The organism is Paenibacillus sp. TAB_01, assembly GCF_043945595.1.
Classification (GTDB): domain Bacteria; phylum Bacillota; class Bacilli; order Paenibacillales; family NBRC-103111; genus Paenibacillus_S.
The window spans coordinates 6294758-6319718 of record NZ_JBIFNP010000001.1 but is presented as its reverse complement, the minus strand read 5'-3'; the positions used below and the strand labels follow the sequence as shown (position 1 = coordinate 6319718).

Annotated in this window: 33 protein-coding genes and 5 pseudogenes; all 38 read left to right on the top strand. The window is 45.6% G+C overall.

Annotated elements, in window-relative coordinates:
• The first annotated feature begins 74 nt into the window (after positions 1-74).
• A pseudogene (rpoC, locus tag ACHHV8_RS30850) lies at positions 75-3699 on the top strand (DNA-directed RNA polymerase subunit beta').
• Positions 3700-3867: 168 nt separating this feature from the next.
• Complete coding sequence (locus ACHHV8_RS30845; RefSeq protein ID WP_395163051.1) at positions 3868-4119, top strand: ribosomal L7Ae/L30e/S12e/Gadd45 family protein; 252 nt, start codon at positions 3868-3870, stop codon at positions 4117-4119.
• Positions 4120-4246: 127 nt separating this feature from the next.
• Positions 4247-4669, top strand: a complete 423-nt coding sequence (rpsL, locus tag ACHHV8_RS30840; RefSeq protein WP_395163050.1) for a 30S ribosomal protein S12 — start codon at positions 4247-4249, stop codon at positions 4667-4669.
• Between the two features lie 44 nt (positions 4670-4713).
• Entirely contained in the window at positions 4714-5184 is a 471-nt protein-coding gene (gene rpsG / locus ACHHV8_RS30835; RefSeq protein ID WP_028552019.1) for a 30S ribosomal protein S7, read from the top strand.
• 39 nt (positions 5185-5223) lie between these two features.
• The gene (gene fusA, locus ACHHV8_RS30830; protein ID WP_395163049.1) at positions 5224-7299 is read left to right on the top strand and encodes an elongation factor G; all 2076 of its coding nucleotides are present in this window, start codon (positions 5224-5226) and stop codon (positions 7297-7299) included.
• A 33-nt stretch (positions 7300-7332) separates the two neighbouring features.
• The gene (gene tuf / locus ACHHV8_RS30825) at positions 7333-8523 is read left to right on the top strand and encodes an elongation factor Tu (RefSeq protein WP_395163048.1); all 1191 of its coding nucleotides are present in this window, start codon (positions 7333-7335) and stop codon (positions 8521-8523) included.
• A 242-nt stretch (positions 8524-8765) separates the two neighbouring features.
• Positions 8766-9074: a 30S ribosomal protein S10 gene (gene rpsJ, locus ACHHV8_RS30820; RefSeq protein ID WP_006212922.1), complete on the top strand. Its 309-nt coding sequence runs from the start codon at positions 8766-8768 to the stop codon at positions 9072-9074.
• A gap of 48 nt (positions 9075-9122) precedes the next feature.
• Positions 9123-9743 (top strand): 50S ribosomal protein L3, encoded by a 621-nt coding sequence (rplC, locus tag ACHHV8_RS30815; protein WP_395163047.1) that lies wholly within the window; start codon positions 9123-9125, stop codon positions 9741-9743.
• Between the two features lie 26 nt (positions 9744-9769).
• Complete coding sequence (rplD, locus tag ACHHV8_RS30810) at positions 9770-10393, top strand: 50S ribosomal protein L4 (protein WP_395163046.1); 624 nt, start codon at positions 9770-9772, stop codon at positions 10391-10393.
• Positions 10393-10683, top strand: coding sequence for a 50S ribosomal protein L23 (gene rplW, locus ACHHV8_RS30805; RefSeq protein WP_395163045.1), 291 nt, complete (start codon positions 10393-10395; stop codon positions 10681-10683). Before rplD ends, rplW begins: the two co-directional genes overlap by 1 nt.
• 30 nt (positions 10684-10713) lie before the next feature.
• A complete protein-coding gene (gene rplB / locus ACHHV8_RS30800; protein WP_395163044.1) occupies positions 10714-11544 on the top strand; it encodes a 50S ribosomal protein L2 in 831 nt (276 codons plus the stop codon).
• Between the two features lie 39 nt (positions 11545-11583).
• Positions 11584-11864, top strand: a pseudogene (gene rpsS, locus ACHHV8_RS30795) (30S ribosomal protein S19).
• Between the two features lie 45 nt (positions 11865-11909).
• On the top strand, positions 11910-12245 hold the full coding sequence (gene rplV, locus ACHHV8_RS30790) for a 50S ribosomal protein L22 (protein WP_395163043.1): 336 nt from the start codon (positions 11910-11912) through the stop codon (positions 12243-12245).
• 13 nt (positions 12246-12258) lie between these two features.
• Entirely contained in the window at positions 12259-12924 is a 666-nt protein-coding gene (gene rpsC / locus ACHHV8_RS30785) for a 30S ribosomal protein S3 (protein WP_395163042.1), read from the top strand.
• Positions 12925-12926: 2 nt separating this feature from the next.
• The gene (gene rplP, locus ACHHV8_RS30780) at positions 12927-13361 is read left to right on the top strand and encodes a 50S ribosomal protein L16 (protein ID WP_395163041.1); all 435 of its coding nucleotides are present in this window, start codon (positions 12927-12929) and stop codon (positions 13359-13361) included.
• Positions 13351-13551: a 50S ribosomal protein L29 gene (gene rpmC / locus ACHHV8_RS30775; RefSeq protein ID WP_094018044.1), complete on the top strand. Its 201-nt coding sequence runs from the start codon at positions 13351-13353 to the stop codon at positions 13549-13551. Before rplP ends, rpmC begins: the two co-directional genes overlap by 11 nt.
• A gap of 23 nt (positions 13552-13574) precedes the next feature.
• Positions 13575-13838, top strand: a complete 264-nt coding sequence (gene rpsQ, locus ACHHV8_RS30770) for a 30S ribosomal protein S17 (RefSeq protein ID WP_395163040.1) — start codon at positions 13575-13577, stop codon at positions 13836-13838.
• A 41-nt stretch (positions 13839-13879) separates the two neighbouring features.
• On the top strand, positions 13880-14248 hold the full coding sequence (gene rplN / locus ACHHV8_RS30765) for a 50S ribosomal protein L14 (RefSeq protein WP_395163039.1): 369 nt from the start codon (positions 13880-13882) through the stop codon (positions 14246-14248).
• A 118-nt stretch (positions 14249-14366) separates the two neighbouring features.
• Positions 14367-14720, top strand: coding sequence for a 50S ribosomal protein L24 (gene rplX, locus ACHHV8_RS30760; protein WP_395163038.1), 354 nt, complete (start codon positions 14367-14369; stop codon positions 14718-14720).
• 32 nt (positions 14721-14752) lie between these two features.
• Positions 14753-15295, top strand: a complete 543-nt coding sequence (gene rplE / locus ACHHV8_RS30755; protein ID WP_094018040.1) for a 50S ribosomal protein L5 — start codon at positions 14753-14755, stop codon at positions 15293-15295.
• Positions 15296-15327: 32 nt separating this feature from the next.
• Positions 15328-15513, top strand: coding sequence for a type Z 30S ribosomal protein S14 (locus tag ACHHV8_RS30750; protein WP_026326663.1), 186 nt, complete (start codon positions 15328-15330; stop codon positions 15511-15513).
• Positions 15514-15545: 32 nt separating this feature from the next.
• The gene (gene rpsH, locus ACHHV8_RS30745) at positions 15546-15944 is read left to right on the top strand and encodes a 30S ribosomal protein S8 (RefSeq protein WP_395163037.1); all 399 of its coding nucleotides are present in this window, start codon (positions 15546-15548) and stop codon (positions 15942-15944) included.
• A gap of 33 nt (positions 15945-15977) precedes the next feature.
• Positions 15978-16520, top strand: coding sequence for a 50S ribosomal protein L6 (gene rplF / locus ACHHV8_RS30740; protein ID WP_395163036.1), 543 nt, complete (start codon positions 15978-15980; stop codon positions 16518-16520).
• Between the two features lie 51 nt (positions 16521-16571).
• The gene (gene rplR / locus ACHHV8_RS30735; RefSeq protein WP_395163035.1) at positions 16572-16940 is read left to right on the top strand and encodes a 50S ribosomal protein L18; all 369 of its coding nucleotides are present in this window, start codon (positions 16572-16574) and stop codon (positions 16938-16940) included.
• Positions 16941-16970: 30 nt separating this feature from the next.
• Positions 16971-17468, top strand: a complete 498-nt coding sequence (gene rpsE, locus ACHHV8_RS30730) for a 30S ribosomal protein S5 (RefSeq protein WP_094018036.1) — start codon at positions 16971-16973, stop codon at positions 17466-17468.
• A 10-nt stretch (positions 17469-17478) separates the two neighbouring features.
• Positions 17479-17667, top strand: coding sequence for a 50S ribosomal protein L30 (gene rpmD, locus ACHHV8_RS30725; RefSeq protein WP_094018035.1), 189 nt, complete (start codon positions 17479-17481; stop codon positions 17665-17667).
• Positions 17668-17703: 36 nt separating this feature from the next.
• On the top strand, positions 17704-18144 hold the full coding sequence (gene rplO / locus ACHHV8_RS30720) for a 50S ribosomal protein L15 (RefSeq protein WP_395163034.1): 441 nt from the start codon (positions 17704-17706) through the stop codon (positions 18142-18144).
• On the top strand, positions 18144-19445 hold the full coding sequence (secY, locus tag ACHHV8_RS30715) for a preprotein translocase subunit SecY (RefSeq protein WP_395163033.1): 1302 nt from the start codon (positions 18144-18146) through the stop codon (positions 19443-19445). Before rplO ends, secY begins: the two co-directional genes overlap by 1 nt.
• A gap of 85 nt (positions 19446-19530) precedes the next feature.
• Positions 19531-20181 carry an adenylate kinase gene (locus ACHHV8_RS30710; RefSeq protein WP_395163032.1) on the top strand — a complete coding sequence of 217 codons (651 nt, stop codon included), beginning with the start codon at positions 19531-19533 and terminating at the stop codon, positions 20179-20181.
• Positions 20181-20933, top strand: coding sequence for a type I methionyl aminopeptidase (gene map, locus ACHHV8_RS30705; RefSeq protein WP_395163031.1), 753 nt, complete (start codon positions 20181-20183; stop codon positions 20931-20933). Before ACHHV8_RS30710 ends, map begins: the two co-directional genes overlap by 1 nt.
• 23 nt (positions 20934-20956) lie before the next feature.
• Positions 20957-21250 carry a KOW motif-containing protein gene (locus tag ACHHV8_RS30700; protein WP_395163668.1) on the top strand — a complete coding sequence of 98 codons (294 nt, stop codon included), beginning with the start codon at positions 20957-20959 and terminating at the stop codon, positions 21248-21250.
• Between the two features lie 2 nt (positions 21251-21252).
• Complete coding sequence (gene infA / locus ACHHV8_RS30695) at positions 21253-21471, top strand: translation initiation factor IF-1 (RefSeq protein WP_009676800.1); 219 nt, start codon at positions 21253-21255, stop codon at positions 21469-21471.
• Positions 21472-21528: 57 nt separating this feature from the next.
• On the top strand, positions 21529-21642 hold the full coding sequence (rpmJ, locus tag ACHHV8_RS30690) for a 50S ribosomal protein L36 (RefSeq protein ID WP_003333770.1): 114 nt from the start codon (positions 21529-21531) through the stop codon (positions 21640-21642).
• Between the two features lie 16 nt (positions 21643-21658).
• A pseudogene (rpsM, locus tag ACHHV8_RS30685) lies at positions 21659-22028 on the top strand (30S ribosomal protein S13).
• Positions 22029-22048: 20 nt separating this feature from the next.
• Positions 22049-22445: pseudogene (rpsK, locus tag ACHHV8_RS30680) on the top strand (30S ribosomal protein S11).
• 124 nt (positions 22446-22569) lie between these two features.
• Complete coding sequence (locus ACHHV8_RS30675) at positions 22570-23514, top strand: DNA-directed RNA polymerase subunit alpha (RefSeq protein ID WP_094018027.1); 945 nt, start codon at positions 22570-22572, stop codon at positions 23512-23514.
• A gap of 36 nt (positions 23515-23550) precedes the next feature.
• A complete protein-coding gene (gene rplQ / locus ACHHV8_RS30670) occupies positions 23551-23916 on the top strand; it encodes a 50S ribosomal protein L17 (protein WP_395163030.1) in 366 nt (121 codons plus the stop codon).
• 71 nt (positions 23917-23987) lie between these two features.
• Positions 23988-24783: pseudogene (gene truA, locus ACHHV8_RS30665) on the top strand (tRNA pseudouridine(38-40) synthase TruA).
• Positions 24784-24961 lie beyond the last annotated feature (178 nt).

Below are 24961 nucleotides of genomic sequence, written 5' to 3'. Positions count from 1 at the left end.
TAGGTTACTTTTCATATAGCAGGTTCTTTAGGCGATGCAGTTTTGCTCGACAAAACTTTAAGGAGGGTTGCTCCTTGATGGACGTTAACAACTTCGAATTCATGAAAATTGGCTTGGCCTCTCCTGAAAAGATCCGTTCTTGGTCCCGGGGGGAAGTCAAAAAACCGGAAACGATTAACTATAGAACTTTGAAGCCTGAAAAAGAAGGCTTGTTCTGCGAAAAAATCTTCGGTTCGTACGAAGGACTGGGAATGTCACTGCGGAAAATACAAGCGCGTCCGTTATAAAGGCGTTGTTTGTGACCGCTGCGGCGTAGAAGTTACACGGCAAAAAGTCCGTCGCGAACGGATGGGCCACATCGAGCTGGCGGCGCCGGTATCCCACATTTGGTACTTTAAAGGGATTCCGAGCCGCATGGGCTTGGCGTTGGATATGTCTCCTCGCTCGCTCGAAGAGATTATCTATTTTGCATCTTATGTTGTAACGGATCCAGGAGATACACCGCTGGAGAAAAAACAGCTGCTTTCCGAGAAAGAATACCGCAGCTACCGTGAGAAATACGGTTATGCGTTCCAAGCAGGTATGGGTGCGGAGGCTGTCAAAAAGCTTCTTCAAGATATCGACATCGAGAAGGAAGTAGACACACTGAAAGAAGAGCTTAAAACAGCACAAGGCCAGCGCCGGAATCGTGCGATTAAGCGTCTTGAAGTCATGGAAGCTTTCCGTAACTCGAAAAATATGCCGGAGTGGATGGTGCTGGATGTACTTCCTGTCATCCCTCCAGAGCTTCGTCCGATGGTTCAATTGGATGGCGGCCGTTTTGCCACCTCCGACTTGAACGATTTGTACCGCCGGGTAATTAACCGGAACAACCGTCTGAAAAGACTGCTTGATCTTGGGGCGCCGGATATCATTGTTCAGAATGAGAAACGGATGCTGCAGGAAGCGGTTGACGCGTTGATCGACAACGGTCGCCGCGGCCGTCCGGTTACGGGTCCGGGCAACCGTCCGCTGAAATCTTTGAGCCATATGCTTAAAGGGAAGCAAGGACGTTTCCGTCAGAACCTGCTTGGTAAACGGGTTGACTACTCCGGTCGTTCCGTTATCGTCGTAGGTCCTAACCTGAAGATGTACCAATGCGGTCTTCCTAAGGAAATGGCGCTTGAGCTGTTCAAGCCTTTCGTAATGAAAGAGCTTGTTAACAAAGGTCTTGCCCATAACATTAAGAGCGCGAAACGCAAAGTAGAGCGGGTAAGTCCTGAAGTATGGGACGTTCTTGAAGAAGTAATCAAAGAGCACCCGGTTCTGCTGAACCGTGCCCCTACGCTTCACAGACTGGGGATTCAAGCATTTGAACCGATTCTGGTTGAAGGACGCGCTATCAAGCTTCACCCGCTCGTATGTACGGCTTACAACGCCGACTTTGACGGTGACCAAATGGCCGTTCACGTTCCGTTGTCTTCAGAGGCGCAAGCGGAAGCTCGCGTACTGATGCTTGCAGCGGGCAACATTTTGAACCCGAAAGACGGCAAGCCGGTTGTTACGCCTTCGCAGGATATGGTCTTGGGAAGCTTCTATCTGACCATGGACAACAAGCAAGCGAAGGGTTCCTATACGATTGTTCGTACGGTTCACGAAGCGGTTTCGCTGTACCAGCGCGGAGATGCTTCGCTGCATTCCCGTATCGCTATCCCGGCTAAGGCTTTGAGCAAAACCAGCTTTACGCCCGAGCAGCAGGAAGCGATGCTGATTACGACAGTAGGTAAAGTCATCTTTAACGAAATCTATCCGGCCGACTTCCCGTTCATCAACGAACCGACGAAGACGAATCTGTTGAACGGCCCGTCCGATAACTATTTCGTATTTGATAAAGGCGCGAACATCCGTGCCATTATGGAAGAACTTCCGGAATGTAAAGCGGTAGGTAAAGAGTATTTAGGCTCTATTATCGCCGAATGCTTCCGTAAATATCATACGACGTTAACTTCCGTCATTTTGGACCGGATCAAGGAATTGGGCTTTACTTATTCGACGAAAGCGGGGATTACGATCGCCGTTGCGGACGTAACCGTACCTTCCGAGAAAGAAGCCATCCTGAAGGAATCCGATGATAAAGTTGCCGTAGTAACGAATCAATACCGCCGCGGTTTAATTACCGATGACGAACGGTATGACCGTATTATCGCGATCTGGAGTAAGGCTAAGGACGAACTGACCGATATCCTTATGAAATCGCTGGATAAATACAATTCCATCAATATGATGGTGGAATCCAAAGCACGGGGTAACAAATCGCAGATCGCTCAGCTTGGCGGGATGCGGGGTCTGATGGCCAACCCGTCCGGTAAAATTATCGAGTTGCCTATCAAATCAAACTTCCGTGAAGGTCTGACGGTACTGGAGTACTTTATCTCCACGCACGGCGCGCGGAAAGGTTTGGCGGATACGGCGCTTCGTACAGCCGACTCCGGTTACTTGACTCGTCGTCTGGTTGACGTTGCGCAGGACGTTATTGTACGCGATGAAGATTGCGGTACGGACAAAGGCTTTACCGTAAGCAAAATTCAGGACGGTAAAGAGGTTATCGAGGATCTGTACGACCGTATCGAAGGCAGGTATGCTTTCGAAACGATCCGTCATCCGGAAACGGGCGAAATCATTGTCGGACGCAACGAGCTGATCGAGGCCGGCATTGCCGACCGCATCATCGCTGCAGGCATTGAAAAGCTGCAAATCCGCTCCGTACTCAGCTGCCGCTCGAGACACGGCGTTTGTAAGAAATGTTACGGCCGTAACTTGGCGACAGGACAATTTGTTGAAATCGGAGAAGCTGTCGGTATTATCGCAGCGCAATCTATCGGTGAACCGGGAACGCAGCTGACGATGCGTACGTTCCATACCGGTGGTGTTGCCGGAGACGATATTACGCAAGGTTTGCCGCGTATTCAGGAGTTGTTCGAGGCGCGGAATCCGAAAGGTCAAGCGATCATTTCGGAGATCGACGGTGTTGTTAAAGAAATCCGTGAAGCCAAAGACCGCCGCGAGATCGAAGTGCTTGGTGAAGCGGAATCCAAAGTATATGCGGTGCCGTATGGCTCCCGTATCCGTGTATCTCTGAATCAGCAGGTTGAAGCCGGTGATGAGCTGACGGAAGGTTCCATCGATCCGAAGGAAATGCTTCGTATCAAAGGGATCCGCGGGGTACAGAACTACATTCTGCAGGAAGTACAACGCGTTTACCGGAACCAAGGGGTAGAAATCAACGATAAGCATATTGAGGTTATGGTTCGCCAAATGCTTCGTAAAATCCGCATCGTAGACGCTGGTGACACTACATTGCTGCCAGGCTCTTTCGTGGATATGCATGAGTACGAGGAAGCCAACAAAGTAGCCCTATACGCTAACCTGGAGCCCGCTGTGGCGAGACCGGTATTGCTGGGTATTACCAAAGCCTCACTTGAGACGGATTCGTTCTTGTCGGCCGCATCTTTCCAAGAGACGACAAGAGTATTGACCGATGCAGCGATCAAAGGTAAAGTTGACCAGTTGCTTGGTCTTAAAGAGAATGTTATTATCGGTAAGCTGATTCCTGCGGGTACAGGTATGCCTAGATACCGCAACATCCGGATCACGAATCCGAATGAGCTGGAAGCCGATGATGAGCAATTTTCAGAATTAGAGACCGTAACGGTAGAGTAATAGTAACTCATCTGCAGTATTCGTCAGGAATTACTTGTCTTCAATAGAGTTGGAAATGAAATTCTTTTTGAAGGCAAGTAATATTCTTGACAATGCCGCATAGGTGATGCTAATATATCAAAGTGTGCCATTTATCAATAGTCTCCTGCGCTTTGGAGGATGTTTCAGATGTCTTATGAAAAAGTGAAACAGGCAACGAACGTAAGTATCGGCACAAAGCAAGCGACGAAGATGGTAGAGTTAGGTAAAGCTAGCGAAGTTTTTGTTGCTAATGATGCAGATCCGCGAATAACGATAAAGATGGTTAACCTCTGTAAGAAAATGGGGGTTAAAGTAACATACGTTGATTCCATGAAGTTGTTAGGTAAAGCGTGTGGTATTGAAGTTGGAGCCGCTATGGCGGCTGTAGTGAATGAATGATGTAAAACATGTTTTTGTCTTCAAAACAGCAATGTGATGTCGGCAAAAACTTTTCCTTTGTTCATTTGCGATTCGCCTGGATCTGTGGGCTTGAAAGAAACAACAATATTCGGAAGGAGGTGGCGACATGCCAACAATTAACCAACTCGTTCGTAAAGGACGTCAAGCAAAAGTTGAGAAATCCAAATCACCTGCTCTTCAAAGAGGGTTCAATGCTCTGAAAAGAGAAGCTACTGAACTGAGTGCGCCTCAAAAACGTGGTGTTTGTACTCGTGTAGGTACTATGACACCGAAGAAGCCGAACTCCGCACTTCGTAAATATGCGCGTGTGCGTTTGACTAACCGTGTTGAGGTAACTGCGTACATTCCAGGTATCGGACACAACTTGCAAGAGCACAGTGTTGTATTGATTCGCGGCGGACGGGTAAAAGACCTTCCAGGGGTACGTTACCATATCGTTCGCGGCGCATTGGATACTTCCGGTGTAAACAATCGGATGCAAGCTCGTTCCAAATACGGTACGAAGCGTCCTAAAGCAGCGAAAAAGTAATTTATTTAAAAATAGAATGAACTTTTTGAGAAAGGGGGATAACTATGCCTCGTAAAGGTCCAGTTACTCGCAGAGACGTATTGCCAGATCCTATTTATAATAGCAAGCTGGTTACTCGTTTAATCAATCGCATTATGCTTGATGGCAAAAGAGGTGTCGCTCAGACCATTCTTTATAACGCCTTTAACATGATTCAAGAACGTACAGGTAAAGAACCGATGGAAGTGTTTGAAGCAGCCATCAAGAACATCATGCCTGTGCTTGAAGTTAAAGCTCGTCGTGTGGGTGGTGCGAACTACCAAGTGCCTATCGAAGTAAGACCAGATCGTCGTACGACTTTGGGTCTTCGTTGGTTGGTAAACTATTCTCGTCTTCGTGGTGAGAAAACGATGGAAGAAAGATTGGCTCAAGAAATTATTGATGCCAGCAACAACACAGGTGCTTCCGTTAAGAAACGTGAAGATACTCACAAAATGGCTGAAGCCAACAAAGCGTTCGCGCATTATCGTTGGTAGAATTTTAAATACGCTGATTAAATGGAAGGAGACATCCTCATGGCTAGAGAGTACTCCTTGAATGATACGCGTAATATCGGTATTATGGCGCATATTGATGCGGGTAAAACCACTACTACTGAGCGGATCTTGTTCTACACAGGCATCACCCATAAAATTGGTGAAGTGCACGAAGGTGCTGCAACAATGGACTGGATGGAGCAAGAACAAGAGCGGGGAATCACGATTACCTCCGCTGCAACAACGACTCACTGGAAGGGTAACCGCATCAATATTATTGATACCCCGGGACACGTTGACTTCACTGTAGAAGTTGAACGTTCCCTCCGCGTATTAGATGGAGCGGTTGGTGTGTTCAGTGCCAAAGAAGGCGTTGAACCACAATCTGAAACGGTTTGGAGACAGGCCGATCGTTACTCAGTTCCTCGTATTGCATATGTAAACAAAATGGACATTATCGGTGCTGATTTCTTGGGTGTTATCGAGCAAATGCGTGTGAAACTTGGCGCAAATGCGGTAGCTATTCAATTGCCGATCGGTGCTGAAAATGACTTCATCGGGATCATTGACTTGATCGAACGTCGTGCACATATGTATAAGGATGACCTGGGTAAAGATATCGTTGAAACGGAAATTCCGGAAGAGTACAAAGCGAAAGTTGAAGAATTGAGACTTGAGCTTGTTGAGAAGGTTGCAGAGCTTGACGAAGAACTGATGATGAAATACCTTGAAGGTGAAGAACTTACTAACGAGGAAATCAAAAGAACACTTCGTCTTGGCGTGTGCCAAGTTAAGATCTTCCCGGTAATTTGCGGCTCTTCTTATAGAAACAAAGGCGTACAACTGATGTTGGATGCAGTTATTAACTACCTTCCTTCTCCAGTAGATGTACCTGACATCAAAGGTACTCTGGAAGATGGTACGGAAGTAACTCGTAAGTCTGCGGACGATCAACCGTTCTCTGCACTTGCATTCAAAATCATGACGGATCCTTTCGTTGGTAAATTGACGTTCTTCCGTGTATACTCTGGTGTACTTAACTCCGGATCTTACGTTAATAACGCAACAAAAGGTAAACGTGAGCGTGTTGGACGTATTCTTCAAATGCATGCGAACAGTCGTCAAGAAATCAGCATTGTATATGCTGGTGATATCGCGGCTGCCGTTGGTCTGAAAGATACAACAACAGGTGATACTCTTTGTGATGAGAAAAACCCTGTTATTTTGGAATCCATGAACTTCCCTGAGCCGGTTATTCAACTTGCTGTTGAGCCGAAAACAAAGGCCGACCAAGACAAAATGGGTATTGCATTGTCCAAATTGTCTGAAGAGGATCCTACGTTCCGTGCACACACAGATGAAGAAACTGGGCAAACGATCATCGCGGGTATGGGTGAGCTTCACCTTGAAATTCTCGTTGACCGTATGCTTCGTGAGTTCAAAGTGGAAACCAACGTTGGTAAGCCTCAAGTTGCTTATCGCGAAACGTTCCGTCAAACAGCCAAGGTTGAAGGTAAGTTCGTTCGTCAATCCGGTGGTCGTGGTCAATACGGTCATTGTTGGGTTGAGTTCTCGCCACTTGAGCCTGGTACTGGATTCCAGTTTGAAAGTAAGGTTGTCGGTGGTTCGATTCCAAGAGAATACATCGCACCTATCCAAGCTGGTATTGAAGAATCTATGAAGAACGGTGTAATCGCTGGCTTCCCGCTGGTAGACATCAAAGCAGTAGTTCTTGATGGATCTTACCATGACGTTGACTCGAACGAAATGGCGTTTAAAATTGCCGGATCGATGGCATTGAAGGCAGCGGTTGACAAATGTAGCCCTGTACTTCTTGAGCCAATCATGAAGGTAGAAGTAACGGTTCCAGAAGAGTACATGGGCGATGTTATGGGTGACCTTAACTCTCGTCGTGGTCGTATCGAAGGTATGGACGCTCGTTTCGGCGCTCAAATTATTCGTGCAAAGGTGCCTTTGTCCGAAATGTTCGGCTACTCGACAACATTGCGTTCCCGTACTCAAGGTCGCGGCGTTTACTCGATGGAAATTTCTCATTATGAAGAAGTGCCTAAATCAATTGCTGAAGAAATTATTGCAAAACATAAAGGCGCTTAATATAAATTATTATCCTAAGGAGGCAATCTAATCATGGCAAAAGCGAAATTTGAACGCAATAAACCCCATGTTAACATTGGTACTATCGGTCACGTTGACCATGGTAAAACTACTTTGACTGCTGCTATCACAACTGTATTGTCCAAAAGATACGGTGGTGCTGCTGTAGCATTCGACCAAATCGACAAAGCTCCAGAAGAGCGCGAGCGCGGTATCACAATCTCCACAGCTCACGTTGAATATGAAACTCCTAACCGTCACTACGCTCACGTAGACTGCCCAGGCCATGCTGACTATGTTAAAAACATGATCACTGGTGCTGCTCAAATGGACGGCGCTATCCTGGTTGTATCCGCAGCTGACGGCCCAATGCCGCAAACTCGCGAGCACATCCTGTTGTCCCGTCAAGTAGGCGTTCCTTACATCGTAGTATTCTTGAACAAATGTGATATGGTTGAAGACGAAGAACTTCTTGAGCTGGTTGAAATGGAAGTTCGCGACCTTCTTAACGAATATGAGTTCCCAGGCGATGATACTCCAATCATCCGCGGTGCAGCTCGTGAAGCTCTTCAAAACCCTGATGGCGCTTGGGCTGACAAAATCGTTGAGTTGTTCGAACAAATCGATACTTACATCCCAACTCCAGAACGCGACACTGACAAGCCTTTCTTGATGCCTGTCGAGGACGTATTCTCCATCACTGGTCGTGGTACTGTTGCTACAGGCCGTGTAGAGCGTGGTACTGTTAAAGTACAAGACGAGGTTGAAATCGTTGGTCTGCAAGAAGAAACTCGTAAATGCGTAGTAACAGGCGTTGAGATGTTCCGTAAATTGTTGGATTCCGCTCAAGCGGGCGACAACATCGGCGCATTGCTTCGCGGTGTAGACCGTAAAGACATCGAGCGTGGTCAAGTTTTGGCGAAAGTTGGTTCCGTTAAGCCTCACACTAACTTCTCTGCTCAAATCTACGTTTTGACTAAAGAAGAGGGTGGCCGTCACAAGCCTTTCTTCACTGGTTACCGTCCACAGTTCTACTTCCGTACAACTGACGTTACAGGTATCATCAACCTGCCAGAAGGCACTGAGATGGTAATGCCTGGTGATAACATCACAGTTACAGTTGAACTGATCTCCCCAATCGCTATCGAAGAAGGTACTCGCTTCGCGATTCGTGAAGGCGGACGTACTGTTGGCGCGGGTGCGGTTGCTACTATCAGCAAGTAATCTCGTTCCGATAAAATCCCCTCATCTGCTATTAGATGAGGGGATTTATTTTTTTAGGCGAAAGTATAAATTTCGCTTGCTTTTTCTTTCTGCATTTTATATAATATTAAACGTTGGTCTGTGACGTTGCGATGATGTGAGAGGTTGCTGACACACCCGGCCCCTTTGCCATAGGGACGGCGTCAGGAGATTTTCACAGAGTATGTCCGATAATAAATTGGGCGATAGAAGGAGGGAATACTATGGCAAAGCAAAAAATTCGTATTCGTTTGAAGGCTTATGATCACAGAGTTCTGGATCAATCCGCCGAGAAAATTGTTGAAACTGCGAAACGCTCCGGTGCAGGTGTATCCGGTCCGATTCCGCTTCCGACTGAGAAGCAAATCATTACGATTCTTCGTGCGGTTCACAAATACAAAGATTCTCGCGAACAATTCGAAATGCGTACGCATAAGCGTTTGATCGATATCGTGAATCCTACGCCGCAAACGGTTGATGCATTGATGCGTTTGGATCTGCCGTCCGGTGTGGACATTGAAATTAAACTGTAATCCACTTGTGGATAAATACAATGTATGAAAAGAAAAGAGGTGTCAACGATGACTAAAGGTATCTTAGGGAAAAAACTTGGTATGACCCAAGTGTTTACTCCAGAAGGTTTGGTTATTCCAGTAACGGTGATTCAAGCGGGTCCTTGCACAGTTCTTCAAAAGAAGGATGTTGAAAACGACGGTTACGAGGCTATCCAAATCGGTTTTGAAGATAAGAAAGAAAAAAATGCAAACAAACCTGAGTTGGGCCATGCCAAAAAAGCAGGTGCAACGCCTAAGCGCTACGTAAAAGAAATTCGCGGTACTTCTGAATTTGAAGTTGGCCAAGAAATCAAGGCTGACGTTTTTGCAGAAGGCGAGTTCGTTGACGTAACGGGTACTTCCAAAGGTAAAGGTTTCCAAGGTGTTATCAAAAGACATAACCAGTCTACTGGTCCAATGGCTCACGGTTCCCGTTACCACCGCGGTCCAGGTTCCATGGGTTCCATCCAAGCGAACCGCGTACCTAAAGGTAAAAACCTGCCAGGACATATGGGTAGCGAAACGGTTACTCTGCAAAATCTTGAAGTTATTAAAGTGGATGTAGAGCGTAATGTTCTTTTGGTTAAAGGGTCCATTCCAGGTCCTAAAAACAGCTTCGTTAGCTTGAAATCTACAGTTAAGAACTAAGTTAAGCAAGAAAGGAGGATTTACAGATGCCTAAAGTAGCATTGTACAACGTAAGTGGTTCCCAAGTTGGGGAAGTTGAGCTGTCGGATTCCGTATTCGGTATCGAACCGCATGCTCACGTTTTGAATGAAGCTGTATTGATGCAGCGTGCATCCCTTCGTCTGGGTACGCACAAAGTAAAAGGTCGTTCTGAAGTTCGCGGCGGCGGACGCAAGCCTTGGAAACAAAAAGGTACAGGACGTGCTCGTCAAGGTAGTATTCGTGCACCTCAATGGAAGGGTGGCGGCGTTGTTTTCGGTCCGACTCCACGCAGCTATTCCTATAAGCTTCCTAAAAAAGTTCGTCGTTTGGCGATCAAATCTGCGTTATCTTCCAAGGTGGTTGCTAACGAGATTATCGTGTTGGATCAATTGCAATTGGCTCAACCGAAAACGAAAGAATTTGCTGCAATCCTGGGCAACTTGAAAGTTGACCGTAAAGCTTTGGTAGTGACAGCTGGTTACGAAGAAAACGTAGCATTGTCCGCACGTAACATTCCTGGCATCAAGTTTGTGGTGGCTGAAGGAATTAACGTTTTGGATGTTATGGTTTACGACAAGCTGATCATCACTAAGGATGCGGTACAGAAGGTAGAGGAGGTGTTTGCGTAATGAAGAACCCTCGCGACATTATTAAGCGCCCTGTGATCACTGAACGTACGAGTGAGATGATGGCCGAGAAGAAATATGTCTTCGAAGTAGAACTTCGTGCGAACAAAACGGAAATTAAACAGGCGATCGAGTCTATTTTCAAAGTGAAAGTAACGAATGTTAATACACTGAGAATGCCTGCTAAGCCTAAGCGTTACGGTCGTTACTCCGGTTACACATCTGAGTGGAAAAAAGCGATTGTTTCCTTGAGCGCAGACAGCAAAGAACTCGAATTCTTCGAAACTGTGTAATTCACTTTTTAAGGTAAGGAGGGAATCCAAGTGCCAATTAAAAAATATAAACCAACGTCGCCTGCTCGACGCGCTATGTCGGTTTCTACTTTTGAAGAAATCACAACATCTACACCGGAGAAGTCTTTGTTGGCTCCTCTAAGCAAAAAAGCAGGCCGTAATAACCAAGGTAAAATTACGGTTCGTCACCAAGGCGGTGGCCACAAGCGTAAATACCGGATTATCGACTTCAAACGGAACAAAGATGGAATACCAGGACGCGTTGCTACAATCGAATACGATCCTAACCGTTCCGCTAACATTGCTTTGATTCACTATGTAGATGGTGAAAAACGTTATATCATCGCTCCAAAAGGCTTGAAGGTAAACGATCAAATCGTTTCCGGACCTGGATCGGACATCAAGATCGGTAATGCTTTGCCGCTTGAGAACATTCCTGTAGGTACGGTAATCCATAATATTGAGTTGAAACCAGGTAAAGGTGGCCAGTTGGTCCGCGCTGCCGGTACGGAAGCTCAATTGCTTGGTAAAGAAGAACAGTATGTAACCATTCGTCTTTCCTCCGGTGAGGTAAGAAAAGTGCTGAAAGTTTGCCGAGCTACAATCGGTTCTGTAGGTAACGAAGACTACGAATTGGTTAAGATCGGTAAAGCTGGACGTTCCCGTTGGTTGGGTCAAAGACCTGAAGTCCGCGGGGTTGTAATGAACCCTAACGATCACCCACACGGTGGTGGTGAAGGCCGTGCTCCTATCGGTCGTAAATCTCCTCTGTCTCCTTGGGGCAAACCGACTCTTGGTTATAAAACTCGTAAAAAAGGCAAAGCTTCTGATAAATATATCGTTCGTCGTCGTACGAAGTAATCGATTTAAGCGAGTGTTTGAAGAAGGGAGGAACGGAACATGGGTCGCAGTTTGAAAAAAGCTGTCCTTTCGTTGACGGCTATCTTTTGAAGAAAGTCGCTGAACAAGGTGATACTACGAAAAAGCAAGTAATCAAAACTTGGTCTCGTCGCTCCACGATTTTCCCGCAATTCATCGGTTTCACTTTTGCGGTGTATGATGGTAGAAAGCACGTGCCGGTTTATGTGACTGAGGATATGGTTGGACACAAACTTGGTGAGTTTGCACCAACACGTACTTACAAAGGTCACGGTGATGACAGGAAAACAGGCAAGCGCTAAGAGCGTGAGCTTTGAATGAAGTTGTGAATGAGAGGAGGTACATCCATGCAACAAGCAAAATCCATTGCAAGATTCGTTCGTATTGCTCCTCGTAAGGTGCAATTGGTGATCGATTTGATCCGCGGCAAGCAAGTAGGAGAGGCGATTGCGATTCTGCGTCACACGCCGAAAGCTGCATCTCCGATTGTTGAGAAAGTTTTGAACTCTGCGATTGCTAACGCTGAGCATAACTACTCCATGGACCCTAACAGTTTGGTAATTTCCCAAACTTTCGTTAACCAGGGCCCGACAATGAAAAGATTCCGTCCACGTGCTATGGGACGTGCGAGCCGTATTAATAAGCGTACCAGCCACATTACGATTGTGGTATCTGAAAAATAAGGAGGGATAACGTGTGGGTCAGAAAGTAAACCCGGTAGGACTTAGAATTGGTATTATCCGCGATTGGGAATCCAAATGGTACGCTGGTAAAGATTTCGGCGATTTGCTATTGGAAGACGTAAAAATTCGCGAGTACTTGAAAAATAAGCTGAAAGATTCGGCTGTTTCTCATATTGATATCGAGCGTGCTGCTAACCGTGTAAATGTTACTATTCATACGGCGAAGCCTGGTATGGTTATCGGTAAAGGCGGTTCTGAAGTTGAAGTTATCCGTAACTACATCTCCAAGCTGTCCAACGGTAAAAAGATTCACATCAACATTTCTGAAATCAAGCAAGCTGATCTTGACGCTATCTTGGTTGCAGAAAGCATTGCACAACAATTGGAGCGTCGCGTATCGTTCCGTCGTGCATTGAAACAAGCTATCCAAAGATCGATGAGATCCGGCGCAAAAGGTATCAAAACATCGGTTAGCGGTCGTTTGGGCGGAGCGGAAATCGCCAGAACAGAAGGATACAGCGAAGGTACTGTTCCTCTTCATACATTGCGTGCAGACATCGACTACGGTACAGCAGAAGCTCATACCACTTACGGTCGTATCGGCGTAAAAGTATGGATCTATCGTGGCGAAGTTCTTCCAACGGCTAAGAAAAAGGCTGTAACGGAAGGAGGCAACTAATCATGTTAGTTCCTAAACGTGTAAAGCACCGCAAAGAACATCGCGGCAAAATGCGCGGTCGTGCTAAAGGCGGTACGGAAGTAAGTTTCGGCGAATATGGTTTGCAGGCAATGGAACCGGCATGGGTTACCAACCGTCAAATCGAAGCCGCTCGTATCGCGATGACTCGTTACATCAAACGGGGCGGTAAAGTTTGGATTAAAATTTTCCCAGCGAAACCAATTACTCAAAAACCTCTTGAAGTTCGGATGGGTAGCGGTAAAGGTAACGTTGAGAAATGGGTTGCTGTAGTAAAACCAGGTAAAATCATGTTCGAATTGGCTGGCGTAAGTGAAGAGATCGCACGTGAAGCGATGCGTCTTGCTTCTCACAAACTGCCGATCAAAACGAAGTTTGTTAAAAGAGAAGATGTAGGTGGTGAAGCAAATGAAAGCTAGTGAATTTCGCAACTTAACCACTGCTGAAATTGAACAAAAGGTTGCCGGATTTAAAGAGCAGCTCTTTAACCTCCGTTTTCAACTGGCTACCGGTCAACTGGATAACCCAGTTCAGATTCGAGAAATCCGCAAAGAGATTGCTCGTGCAAAGACTGTTTTGCGTGAAAGAGAACTGGGTATCATTAGTTAATGAACGAGAGAGGAGGATCTCAAATGAGTGAACGTAACGAACGTAAAACTCAAGTTGGTAAAGTCGTGAGCAACAAAATGGATAAAACCATCGTTGTTGCTGTTGAGACTTATAAGAAGCATGACCTTTACCACAAGAGAATCAAATATACGAAGAAATTCAAAGCACATGATGAGAACAACGAAGCGCAAATCGGTGATGTTGTAAGAGTCATGGAAACTCGTCCGATCTCCAAAGACAAACGCTGGAGACTGGTTGAAGTCGTAGAAAAAGCGGTTATCGTTTAAGATATGCAATGTGCATCAATCTCGGAAGGAGGGTTTAGACAATGATTCAACCTCTATCTCGTTTAAAAGTGGCTGATAACTCTGGTGCAAAACAGCTTATGTGTATCCGCGTATTAGGTGGCACAGGTCGCCGCGTAGGTCATATCGGTGATTTGATCATCTGCTCCGTGAAAGAAGCAACACCAGGTGGCGTTGTCAAAAAGGGTGATGTAGTTAAGGCGGTTATCGTTCGTACAAAACGTGGCGCTCGTCGTAAAGACGGTTCTTACATCAGCTTTGATGAAAATGCTGCAGTTATCGTTAAAGACGATAAGAGCCCACGCGGTACTCGTATCTTTGGACCAGTGGCTCGTGAACTTCGCGAAAGAGACTTCATGAAAATTGTGTCTCTTGCACCTGAAGTTATCTAATCCGGCAGAAACTTTCTTTTGAAAGTTCGAGCGGTTCTATAGTAAACTTAGTTCTTAGTGCTTTCTATCGTAGCAAGCTAGACATTCCTACGGATGTCCTCAGGAGGTGGAAAACTCAATGCCAAAACAACCCAAGAAATTGGAGTCTTACAACAATAAATTGAACGTGAAAAAAGACGATAACGTGTTCGTGATTACTGGTAAAGACAAAGGTAAAAAAGGTCGTGTAATCGCAGCTTATCCTCGTGAAAATCGCGTGCTGGTTGAAGGTGTGAATCTGGTTAAGAAGCACACTAAGCCTTCTCAAGCGAATCCACAAGGCGGTATCATCTCGCAAGAGGCGCCAATTCACGTTTCGAACGTTATGCTGATTGATCCAAAGAGCGGCCAGCCTACTCGCGTAGGTTACAAAGTATTGGACAACGGTAAAAAAGTACGTGTTGCTAAAAAATCCGGTGAAGTCATCGACTAATCGTATAAGTTAGGAAAGGAGGTACATGAAACATGGCAGCAAGATTAAAAGATCGTTTCTTGAACGAAGTAACACCTTCGTTGATGCAAAAGTTCAGCTATTCTACAGTAATGCAAGTGCCTAAGATTGAAAAAGTCGTTATCAACATGGGTGTTGGTGAGGCGGTTTCCAACTCTAAAGTATTGGACGTTGCTGTTCAAGATCTTCAGCTGATCGCTGGTCAAAAACCAGTAGTAACTAAAGCAAAAAAATCTATCGCAGGTTTCAAACTGCGTGAAAATATGCCGATCGGTGTAAAAGTAACACTTCGCGGCGAGCGTATGTATCACTTCCTGGACAAATTGTTCAATGTGGCACTTCCTCGGGTACGTGACTTCCGTGGTGTTTCTTCCAAGGCTTTTGACGGCCGCGGTAACTACACGCTGGGTCTGAAAGAACAACTGATCTTCCCTGAGATCGAGTACGATAAAGTGGACAAAGTTCGCGGTATGGATATCGTTATTGTTACGACTGCTAATACTGACGAAGAGTCCCGTGAGTTATTAACCCAATTGGGAATGCCGTTCACGAAATAATCGCGACGGTCAAAACGGAGGTGTAAAAGTAAGTGGCAAAAACTTCGATGAAAGTTAAGCAGCAGCGCCCTCCTAAATTCAAGGTACAGGCGTATACACGCTGCGAGCGTTGCGGTCGTCCACATTCCGTTCTACGGAAATTTAAAATTTGCAGAATTTGTTTCCGCGAATTAGCATACAAAGGCCAGATTCCTGGCGTTAAGAAAGCAAGCTGGTAATTACCCTAGTTTCGGGAAGGAGGTTCACAAATATGGTGATGTCAGATCCAATTGCAGATATGCTTACACGCATTCGTAATGCAAACGTTGTGCGTCATGAGACGGTTGAAATTCCGGCTTCCAAGGTCAAAAGAGAAATCGCTGAGATCTTGAAAAAGGAAGGCTTTATCCGTGATGCTGAATATATCGAAGATAACAAGCAAGGGATTATCCGTCTTTTCTTGAAATACGGTCCTAATAACGAGCGCGTTATTTCCGGTCTGAAAAGAATCAGCAAACCAGGTCTTCGTGTTTACACGAAAAGCCAAGAGGTTCCACGCGTACTTGGCGGTTTGGGAATAGCTATTATCTCTACTTCCCAAGGCGTTATGACCGATAAGGAAGCTCGTCAATCCAAAGCTGGCGGCGAAGTTGTCTGCTACGTTTGGTAATATACACAATTCAATTGAACGGAGGTGCAAACCATGTCCCGTATTGGTCGTAAGCCAATTACAATTCCTAGCGGTGTAAATGTTACTCTGGACAACACTTTAATTACAGTTAATGGTCCAAAAGGTACTTTGAGCCGCGAATTACACAGAGACATGAAGGTTGTTGTTGCAGAAAACGAAATTTCTGTAGAGCGTCCTTCTGATAATAAGCTACACAGATCCCTTCACGGTACGACAAGAAGTGTTGTTGCCAACATGGTTAGTGGCGTAACGGAAGGTTTCGTAAAATCCCTTGATTTGGTTGGTGTAGGGTACCGTGCAAACAAAACTGGCAACAAGCTGGTTTTGAACGTTGGTTACTCCCACCCAGTTGAAATCGAACCAGAGAACGGCATTGAATTCGAAGTACCTTCGAACACTAAGATTATCGTTAGAGGTATCGATAAAGAGTTGGTCGGCGCAACTGCTGCAAAAGTACGTTCCGTTCGTGAACCAGAGCCGTATAAAGGTAAAGGTATTAAATACGAAGGCGAGCGCATTCTTCGCAAAGAAGGTAAAGCCGGTAAGAAGAAATAAGATCGCGTAAAGCGATAATTTCTCATCCAAGTCGAAAGGAGTGACCCTAGAATGATTACTAAAGGCGATAAAAATAAAGCACGTCTGAAAAGACACCTTCGTGTTCGTAAAAAAATTCAAGGTACGGCTGAACGTCCACGCTTGAATATCTTCCGTTCCTCCAAGCATATGTACGCTCAATTGATCGACGATGTTAAAGGAGTAACGATCGCTGCAGCTTCCACTCAAGATAAAGAGTTGAAAGAAAGCATCGGTAACGGCGGAAACGCAGAAGCGGCTGCTAAAGTTGGAACTTTGATTGCAGAGCGCGCTAAACAGAACGGCGTTGTAAAAGTAGTTTTTGACCGCGGCGGATACTTGTATCACGGACGTGTGCAAGCATTGGCTGATGCAGCTCGTGAAGCAGGTCTTGAATTCTAATAATAATTATCTACAAGGAGGTAAAGTCACTTGCGTATTGATCCCAATACTTTAGAGTTAACAGAAAAAGTTGTTAACATTAATCGCGTTGCTAAAGTAGTAAAAGGCGGACGTCGTTTCAGCTTCAGCGCACTTGTCGTTGTAGGCGACGGTAACGGCTGGGTAGGCGCAGGAATCGGTAAAGCTGGTGAAGTACCTGATGCGATTCGCAAAGGTATTGAAGACGCTAAGAAAAACCTGATTCATGTACCTATCGTTGGCACAACGATTCCTCACTTGGTAATCGGCAAATTCGGAGCTGGTAATGTACTCTTGAAACCAGCATCCAAAGGTACTGGCGTTATCGCCGGCGGCCCTGTTCGTGCGGTTCTTGAACTCGCAGGCGTTGGCGACATTTTGACAAAATCCCTAGGTTCTTCTAACTCCATCAACATGGTTAATGCTACATTGGAAGGTTTGCAGCGTCTGAAGCGTGCTGAAGAAGTTGCAAAACTACGTGGCAAAACCGTTGAAGAACTGTTAGGTTAGGAGGGATACCATGGCTAAGCAATTGCAAATTACCCTCAAACGTAGCCTGATCGGTCGTCCGGAAGTACAGCGTCGTACAGTCGCTTCTCTCGGCTTGCGTAAGCTGCACCAAACGGTTACACATAACGACAATGCTGCGATCCGCGGCATGGTCAATCATGTTAGTCATCTGATTGAAGTTAAAGAAATCGAAGCTTAAATTGCTTAACAAATAGTACTAGAGGAGGTGCAAACGATGAAATTGCATGAACTTACTCCTGCTCCAGGTTCGCGCTCTACTCGCAAGCGTGTAGGCCGTGGTATCGGTAGCGGTATGGGTAAAACTTCGACTCGCGGTCACAAAGGGCAAAACTCTCGTTCCGGCGGTGGCGTACGCCCTGGTTTTGAGGGTGGTCAAAACCCTCTTTATCGTCGCTTGCCTAAGCGTGGTTTCACGAACCAATTCCGCAAAGAATTTGCTATCGTGAACCTGACTGAGCTTAACAAGTTCGCTGCGGGTACTGAAGTGACTCCAGAGCTGCTTCTTGAGTCCGGTATTGTGAAAAATGCAAGAGACGGCATCAAGATCTTGGGTAACGGCGAAATTACGGTTCAGTTGAACGTAAAAGCTAACAAGTTTTCCCAATCTGCGGTGGATAAAATTCAAGCTGCCGGCGGTAAAACCGAGGTGATTTAATGTTTCGTACCATATCCAATATTTTTAAGGTGGAAGATCTGAGAAGAAGAATTCTTTTTACCTTGTTGGTACTTCTCGTCTACCGGATTGGTGCTTTCATCCCGGTACCTAATATCAACACAGATATTTTGAAGCTTCAGGATCAGGCCAATTCCAATGATGTATTTGGATTGCTGAACACGTTCTCCGGCGGTGCATTGTTTCAATTCTCCATCTTCGCGATGGGGATTATGCCTTATATTACAGCCTCGATTATAGTTCAACTGTTATCGATGGATGTTATACCAAGGTTTGCTCAATGGGCTAAAGAAGGCGAAGTAGGCAGACGGAAATTAGCGCAGATCACTCGTTATGGTACAATTGTGTTAGGGTTAGTTCAAGCGTTTGGTTTGGCGATCGGATTTAACCGAATCTATACGGGACTGGTTGTAAATGCGAATTTTACAACCTACGCTCTAATCGCAATTGTGCTCACGGCAGGAACTGCTTTTCTGATGTGGCTAGGGGAACAAATCACTGAGAATGGGATTGGAAACGGGATTTCCATGATCATTTTCGCAGGGATCGTAGCTGCCATTCCGACTGGAATGTCGCAGATCTACAAAACACAGTTTGCACAAGCAGGCGACGCTTTGTTCTTGAATATCATAAAGGTGGTCATTCTTGTTATCGTCGTAATCGCGTTGATAGCAGGGGTCATTTTTATTCAGCAAGGTGTTCGTAAAATTCCGGTTCAATACGCTAAACGCGTAGTTGGACGGAAAATGTACGGCGGACAGTCTACTCATATCCCGTTAAAGGTGAATGCTGCTGGTGTTATTCCAGTTATCTTTGCACTATCGCTTCTGGTGTTCCCTCCGACGCTTGCCAGCTTCTGGAGAGGTAATCCGATAGCGGACTGGATTATTACCAACTTGAACTACACTCAACCAATCGGGATGGTTTTGTATGTGCTTTTAATTATTGGGTTCACTTTCTTCTACACCTTTGTTCAGATTAACCCTGAGCAAATGGCGGATCAGATGAAGAAAAACGGCGGCTACATTCCTGGGATCCGTCCTGGTAAAACAACCTCCGTGTACTTGACTCGAGTTATGACTCGTATTACTTTGTCGGGTGCGATCTTCCTGTCCATCATCTCCATCCTCCCTATGGTCTTGGGAAGTTTAGCGAACTTACCGAACTCGGTAAGAATCGGTGGTACTTCTTTATTGATCGTCATCGGGGTTGGACTTGAAACCATGAAGCAAATTGAAAGCCAATTGATCAAACGCCACTACAAAGGCTTCATTAATAAATAGCAAATAGGTTCTGGTAGTTGTTTATTAACTATCGGCACCTATTGTGCTGTTAGCATCACTCGATGCAATGGGGGAGGAAGTCATTATGAACGTGATCTTTATGGGACCTCCTGGTGCAGGCAAAGGTACGCAGGCGGAAAGTATCGTTAATGAGTTTCAAATCCCGCATATTTCGACAGGCGATGCGTTCCGGCTGGCAATGAAGCAGGAAACGGCGCTTGGATTGGAAGCAAAAAAATATGTGGATCAAGGACTGCTTGTTCCTGACGAGATCACTATTGGTATCGTTAAGGAAAGACTGCAGCAGCCGGATTGCGACCCAGGTTTTTTGCTTGATGGATTTCCGAGAACGATCTCCCAGGCAGAAGCTTTGGATGACATTATGGCATCCATGAACAAAAGCATCGACCATGTAGTTAATTTAAAAGTAGATCGCGATCTGCTTTTGGCACGATTGACTGGAAGAAGAATCTGCAAGAGTTGTGGAGCTACGTATCATGTCTTGTTTAACCCTCCAGCACGTGAAAATGTGTGTGATAAATGTTCCGGTGAATTGTATCAAAGATCAGACGACAACGAAGAAAAAGTAGGGACTCGTCTCGATGAATATACGAACAAAACAGCACCGCTTTTAACGTATTACCGTAACAAGGGAAATTTGCGTGAGGTTAACGGTGAGCAAGAGATTAATACGGTTACTGCACAAATCAGTTCACTATTGCGAGGGCAAGCGTAATGATCATTTGTAAGTCTGCTGCTGAATTGGAATTAATGAGAGAGGCCGGCCGCATAGTTGCGGATACCCATCGATTGTTGCAAAAGTCCATTCAGCCCGATATTACAACGAAAGAGCTGGATCAGATCGCAGAAAATTATATTCGCAGTCAGGGCGCAATCCCATCTTTTAAAGGCTATAATGGTTTTTCTGGCAGCATCTGTGCTTCAGTCAATGATGAATTGGTACACGGCATACCCAGTGCTCGTAAGCTAAAAGATGGTGACATCATCAGTCTTGATATCGGTGCGCAATATAAAGGATATCATGGTGATTCGGCTTGGACCTACGGTGTAGGAACGATATCGGATACGGCCAAAAAGCTTTTGGAAGTAACCGAGCGCTCCTTATACATGGGCCTCGCAGAAGCCAAACCGGATGCGCGGCTGTTCACTATCTCCAATGCGATTCAAAGATGCGTAGAAGAAGAAGGTTTTTCAATTGTTCGAGAATATGTAGGTCATGGAATAGGCACTGAGCTTCACGAAGAGCCTCAAATTCCGAATTACGGCCCAGCAGGACGCGGTCCTCGCCTGAAGCCGGGAATGGTATTAGCAATCGAGCCTATGGTCAATGTGGGTGAACGTTACGTGAAAACTCTGCAGGACAATTGGACGGTTGTTACAGTGGATGGCACACTGTGCGCGCATTTTGAGCATACCATCGCTATTACACCGGACGGATATGAAATACTCACGAAATCTGGATCGTAGGTGATAGTTTGAATTCGGTAAACATGCCTCAGCTCGGACAACTCGTTAGGATTATTAGAGGGAGAGATTCCGGGAAGTATGCCGTCGTTATTAGCGTCGAAGACCAACGATTCGTGTGGATTGCGGACGGCGACAAACGGAAGTTCGACCAGCCTAAGAAGAAGAATCTGATTCATCTCGAGTTGTTGGATGCGATTAGTAGTGAAGTAGTGGATAGCTTAAATGAAAGCGGCCGTGTGACAAACGGGAAGTTACGTTTTGCACTGAATAAATATGTGGACCGTATGAAATCAGAAGCACAAGAGAAAGGAGAATGACTGTGGCCAAAGAAGATGTAATTGAAGTTGAAGGTACAGTGATTGAACCTCTTCCGAATGCAATGTTTAAAGTGGAACTGGAGAACGGTCATAAGATACTTGCTCATGTATCCGGAAAAATCAGAATGCACTTTATCCGGATCTTGCCCGGAGATAAAGTTACGGTGGAGCTTTCCCCGTATGATTTGACCAGGGGCCGTATAACCTATCGTTTTAAATAAATGGGATTGTTTTTACGAAGTAAGTTTTCTAACGAAAACTCACAGGAGGTAACCAAAATGAAAGTAAGACCATCGGTCAAACCTATTTGCGAAAAATGCAAAGTCATTCGCCGCAAAGGTAACGTAATGGTAATTTGCGAAAACCCTAAGCATAAACAAAAACAAGGATAAGGAGGTGCTCCTATAAATGGCACGTATTGCTGGTGTAGACTTACCCCGTGACAAACGCGTTGTAATCGCGTTGACGTACATTTTCGGTATCGGCAAGACCACTTCTGAGAAGATTCTGGCTACTACAGGAGTAGACGCATCTACTCGCGTTCGCGATCTTACGGAAGACGAAGTTAGCAAACTTCGGGATGCTATTGATAAAACAGTTAAAGTAGAAGGCGACCTTCGTCGTGAAATCGCCCTGAACATTAAACGTCTGATTGAGATCGGATGCTACCGTGGTGTTCGTCACCGTCGTGGATTGCCTGTTCGTGGTCAACGTACTAAAACAAACGCTCGTACGCGTAAAGGTCCATCGTCGTACTGTAGCTAACAAGAAAAAATAGTAAAGGAGGTTAACAATTAAATGGCTAAACCTAAAAAAGTTGTCCGTACGAAACGTCGTGACCGGAAAAATATTGATACTGGCGTGGCACACATTCGTTCCACGTTTAACAATACAATCGTAACTATCACTGACCCACACGGTAATGCAATCTCCTGGGCAAGTGCTGGTAACCTGGGCTTCAAAGGTTCCCGTAAAAGCACTCCGTTTGCCGCGCAAATGGCTGCGGAATCCGCTGCTAAAGCTGCAATGGAGCATGGTATGAAAGTGGTTGAAGTTATGGTTAAAGGTTCCAGGCGCAGGCCGTGAAGCTGCGATTCGTTCGCTTCAAGCTGCTGGTTTGGAAGTTAACCTGATTAAAGACGTGACTCCAATTCCACATAACGGTTGCCGTCCTCCAAAACGTCGTCGTGTCTAATTCAGGATTGCAAAGGGTGGTATAAATATCCAAAAGTTGAGAATACTATGTGGATAGGTATACTGCACGTTCTATGCGTCTTAAGTTATCCAGAGGGAAACGACGTTTTGAAGGAGGGTTATAAATGATCGAAATCGAAAAGCCGAAAATAGAAACCGTATCATTGAGTGAAGATGGCACGTACGGCAAATTTGTTGTAGAGCCTCTTGAGAGAGGCTACGGAACAACGTTGGGAAACTCGCTGCGCAGAATCCTGTTGTCCTCGCTTCCGGGGGCGGCAGTTACTTCCGTTCAAATCGATGGAGTGCTGCATGAGTTCTCTACGGTTCCGGGTGTCATGGAAGATGTTACGGAGATTATCCTTAACCTAAAAGGGCTATCGTTAAAGATTCATTCCGACGAAGAGAAAGTGTTGGAAATTGATGCTGAAGGTGAAGGAGCTGTCGTGGCTGGCGATATTCGCGGTGACAGCGATGTGGAGATCCTGAATCCGGATCTGCATATTGCTACACTATCCTCGGATGCGCGTCTGCATATGCGGATTCACGCAAACCGGGGGCGTGGTTACGTTCAGGCCGATAAGAACAAGAAGGAAGATCAGCCTATTGGTGTGATTCCGATTGATTCGATCTACACTCCGATTACCCGCGTCAACTACAGCGTTGAGAATACTCGGGTCGGCCAAGTTACCAACTATGATAAACTAACCCTCGAAGTCTGGACCGATGGAAGTATTCGACCTGAAGAAGCCGTTAGCTTGGGCGCCAAAATCTTGACAGAGCACCTGATGCTGTTTGTCGGTTTGACCGATGAAGCGAAAGATGCTGAGATTATGGTAGAAAAAGAAGAGGACAAAAAAGAGAAAGTGCTTGAGATGACTATCGAAGAGCTCGATCTTTCTGTTCGTTCTTATAACTGCCTCAAACGCGCAGGCATTAATACGGTACAAGAATTGATTACGAAAACGGAAGAAGACATGATGAAGGTTCGTAATCTAGGACGTAAGTCTCTTGAAGAAGTTCAAGAGAAGCTCGAAGAGCTTGGCCTTGGACTAAGAATGGAAGACTAAACGTTAGGTTATTATTAACAGAAGGAGGTTGCACAAATGGCATACCAAAAATTGGGTCGTGACTCCAGTGCGCGTAAAGCTTTATTTCGCGACTTGGTGACTGACTTATTTATACATGAGCGCATCCAAACAACTGAAGCTAAGGCTAAAGAATTGCGCTCGATCGCAGAAAAATTGATTACATTGGCAAAACGCGGAGATCTGCATGCTCGCCGTCAAGTTGCTTCCTTTGTTCGTCGTGAAGCAGCTGATGAAAATCAGGATGCAATTCAAAAATTGTTTGCTGAACTGGCTCCACGTTATGCTGAACGTCAAGGCGGATACACCAGAATCTTGAAGCTGGGACCACGCCGCGGCGACGCAGCACCGATGGTATATTTAGAGCTAGTAGATCGTGCATAAAAGGATGGGAAAGGGTGGACGGGATCTTCTGATTCTGATGAAACCCTTTTTTTTGTAGTCGGAGGTCGTCCGTGAGAAACATATGTATGACCGTCAGCTATGACGGTACAGCTTACAGCGGATTCCAAACGCAACCTAGTTTAAATACGATACAGGATTATTTGGAAAAGGCTTTGTTTCGTTTAACCGGTGAGGTGATTAAGGTTACCTCATCCGGAAGAACGGATGCGGGTGTTCATTCCCGGGGGCAGATGATTAACTTCTATACGGCTTCGCAGATCCCCGTCGAAAGATGGTGTATAGCGATGAATATGCTGCTGCCGGAGGACATTGTCGTCAGCGGCGCCAGACAGGCTCCGATGGAGTTTCATTCCCGCAGATCGGCTGTACGGAAAACTTATCGGTATACGATTCGCAGCGGCCGGCATCCGGATTTGTTTAAGAGACATCTGGAGTTTTTCCACCCCACGAAATTGAATACCGATTCAATGCGGGAAGGGCTGCAGCACCTCGTAGGTACGCATGATTTCACTTCCTTTTGTTCGGTCCGCTCAACCAAGCTTTCCAATATTCGTACCATCTTTGAAGCTAGGCTGGAATGCGAACCCCCCGATTCCATGCTTGAGTCTTATGCTATCCATATTTATTTAACCGGCAGCGGCTTTTTATACAATATGGTTAGAATCATTGCTGGGACCTTATTACAGGTCGGAGAAGGCAAACGTTCAAGCGATGACATTCGAACGATTCTTGAGGCCAAGAATCGCGCTAAGGCTGGTCAGTACAGCGGTCCCGCAAGGTTTAATGCTGTGGGAAGTTTCCTATAGTGATGAGGTTTTAAACCTTGATTATTCGAATGATTTGTAGTACAATATCACTTGGCGTTTCATGATCGGCTATCCCACGGCCCCGGGTCAAGGAATTGTCCATTGCTTTTCTCACAACGAAAATAATTAACATATGATGCAGATAGATTTGATGATGGAATGACTTTTCAATCTATACGATCATCATATAGCTGTGTGTCATTTCATCAAACAAGCAC

What these genes read in the sequence shown, in the direction of transcription:
- ACHHV8_RS30845 (WP_395163051.1), top strand. Translation starts at nt 3,868, where the DNA reads ATGTCTTATGAAAAAGTGAAACAGGCAACGAACGTAAGTATCGGCACA.
- rpsL (WP_395163050.1), top strand. Translation starts at nt 4,247, where the DNA reads ATGCCAACAATTAACCAACTCGTTCGTAAAGGACGTCAAGCAAAAGTT.
- rpsG (WP_028552019.1), top strand. Translation starts at nt 4,714, where the DNA reads ATGCCTCGTAAAGGTCCAGTTACTCGCAGAGACGTATTGCCAGATCCT.
- fusA (WP_395163049.1), top strand. Translation starts at nt 5,224, where the DNA reads ATGGCTAGAGAGTACTCCTTGAATGATACGCGTAATATCGGTATTATG.
- tuf (WP_395163048.1), top strand. Translation starts at nt 7,333, where the DNA reads ATGGCAAAAGCGAAATTTGAACGCAATAAACCCCATGTTAACATTGGT.
- rpsJ (WP_006212922.1), top strand. Translation starts at nt 8,766, where the DNA reads ATGGCAAAGCAAAAAATTCGTATTCGTTTGAAGGCTTATGATCACAGA.
- rplC (WP_395163047.1), top strand. Translation starts at nt 9,123, where the DNA reads ATGACTAAAGGTATCTTAGGGAAAAAACTTGGTATGACCCAAGTGTTT.
- rplD (WP_395163046.1), top strand. Translation starts at nt 9,770, where the DNA reads ATGCCTAAAGTAGCATTGTACAACGTAAGTGGTTCCCAAGTTGGGGAA.
- rplW (WP_395163045.1), top strand. Translation starts at nt 10,393, where the DNA reads ATGAAGAACCCTCGCGACATTATTAAGCGCCCTGTGATCACTGAACGT.
- rplV (WP_395163043.1), top strand. Translation starts at nt 11,910, where the DNA reads ATGCAACAAGCAAAATCCATTGCAAGATTCGTTCGTATTGCTCCTCGT.
- rplP (WP_395163041.1), top strand. Translation starts at nt 12,927, where the DNA reads ATGTTAGTTCCTAAACGTGTAAAGCACCGCAAAGAACATCGCGGCAAA.
- rpmC (WP_094018044.1), top strand. Translation starts at nt 13,351, where the DNA reads ATGAAAGCTAGTGAATTTCGCAACTTAACCACTGCTGAAATTGAACAA.
- rpsQ (WP_395163040.1), top strand. Translation starts at nt 13,575, where the DNA reads ATGAGTGAACGTAACGAACGTAAAACTCAAGTTGGTAAAGTCGTGAGC.
- rplN (WP_395163039.1), top strand. Translation starts at nt 13,880, where the DNA reads ATGATTCAACCTCTATCTCGTTTAAAAGTGGCTGATAACTCTGGTGCA.
- rplX (WP_395163038.1), top strand. Translation starts at nt 14,367, where the DNA reads ATGCCAAAACAACCCAAGAAATTGGAGTCTTACAACAATAAATTGAAC.
- rplE (WP_094018040.1), top strand. Translation starts at nt 14,753, where the DNA reads ATGGCAGCAAGATTAAAAGATCGTTTCTTGAACGAAGTAACACCTTCG.
- rpsH (WP_395163037.1), top strand. Translation starts at nt 15,546, where the DNA reads ATGGTGATGTCAGATCCAATTGCAGATATGCTTACACGCATTCGTAAT.
- rplF (WP_395163036.1), top strand. Translation starts at nt 15,978, where the DNA reads ATGTCCCGTATTGGTCGTAAGCCAATTACAATTCCTAGCGGTGTAAAT.
- rplR (WP_395163035.1), top strand. Translation starts at nt 16,572, where the DNA reads ATGATTACTAAAGGCGATAAAAATAAAGCACGTCTGAAAAGACACCTT.
- rpmD (WP_094018035.1), top strand. Translation starts at nt 17,479, where the DNA reads ATGGCTAAGCAATTGCAAATTACCCTCAAACGTAGCCTGATCGGTCGT.
- rplO (WP_395163034.1), top strand. Translation starts at nt 17,704, where the DNA reads ATGAAATTGCATGAACTTACTCCTGCTCCAGGTTCGCGCTCTACTCGC.
- secY (WP_395163033.1), top strand. Translation starts at nt 18,144, where the DNA reads ATGTTTCGTACCATATCCAATATTTTTAAGGTGGAAGATCTGAGAAGA.
- ACHHV8_RS30710 (WP_395163032.1), top strand. Translation starts at nt 19,531, where the DNA reads ATGAACGTGATCTTTATGGGACCTCCTGGTGCAGGCAAAGGTACGCAG.
- map (WP_395163031.1), top strand. Translation starts at nt 20,181, where the DNA reads ATGATCATTTGTAAGTCTGCTGCTGAATTGGAATTAATGAGAGAGGCC.
- ACHHV8_RS30700 (WP_395163668.1), top strand. Translation starts at nt 20,957, where the DNA reads ATGCCTCAGCTCGGACAACTCGTTAGGATTATTAGAGGGAGAGATTCC.
- rpmJ (WP_003333770.1), top strand. Translation starts at nt 21,529, where the DNA reads ATGAAAGTAAGACCATCGGTCAAACCTATTTGCGAAAAATGCAAAGTC.
- ACHHV8_RS30675 (WP_094018027.1), top strand. Translation starts at nt 22,570, where the DNA reads ATGATCGAAATCGAAAAGCCGAAAATAGAAACCGTATCATTGAGTGAA.
- rplQ (WP_395163030.1), top strand. Translation starts at nt 23,551, where the DNA reads ATGGCATACCAAAAATTGGGTCGTGACTCCAGTGCGCGTAAAGCTTTA.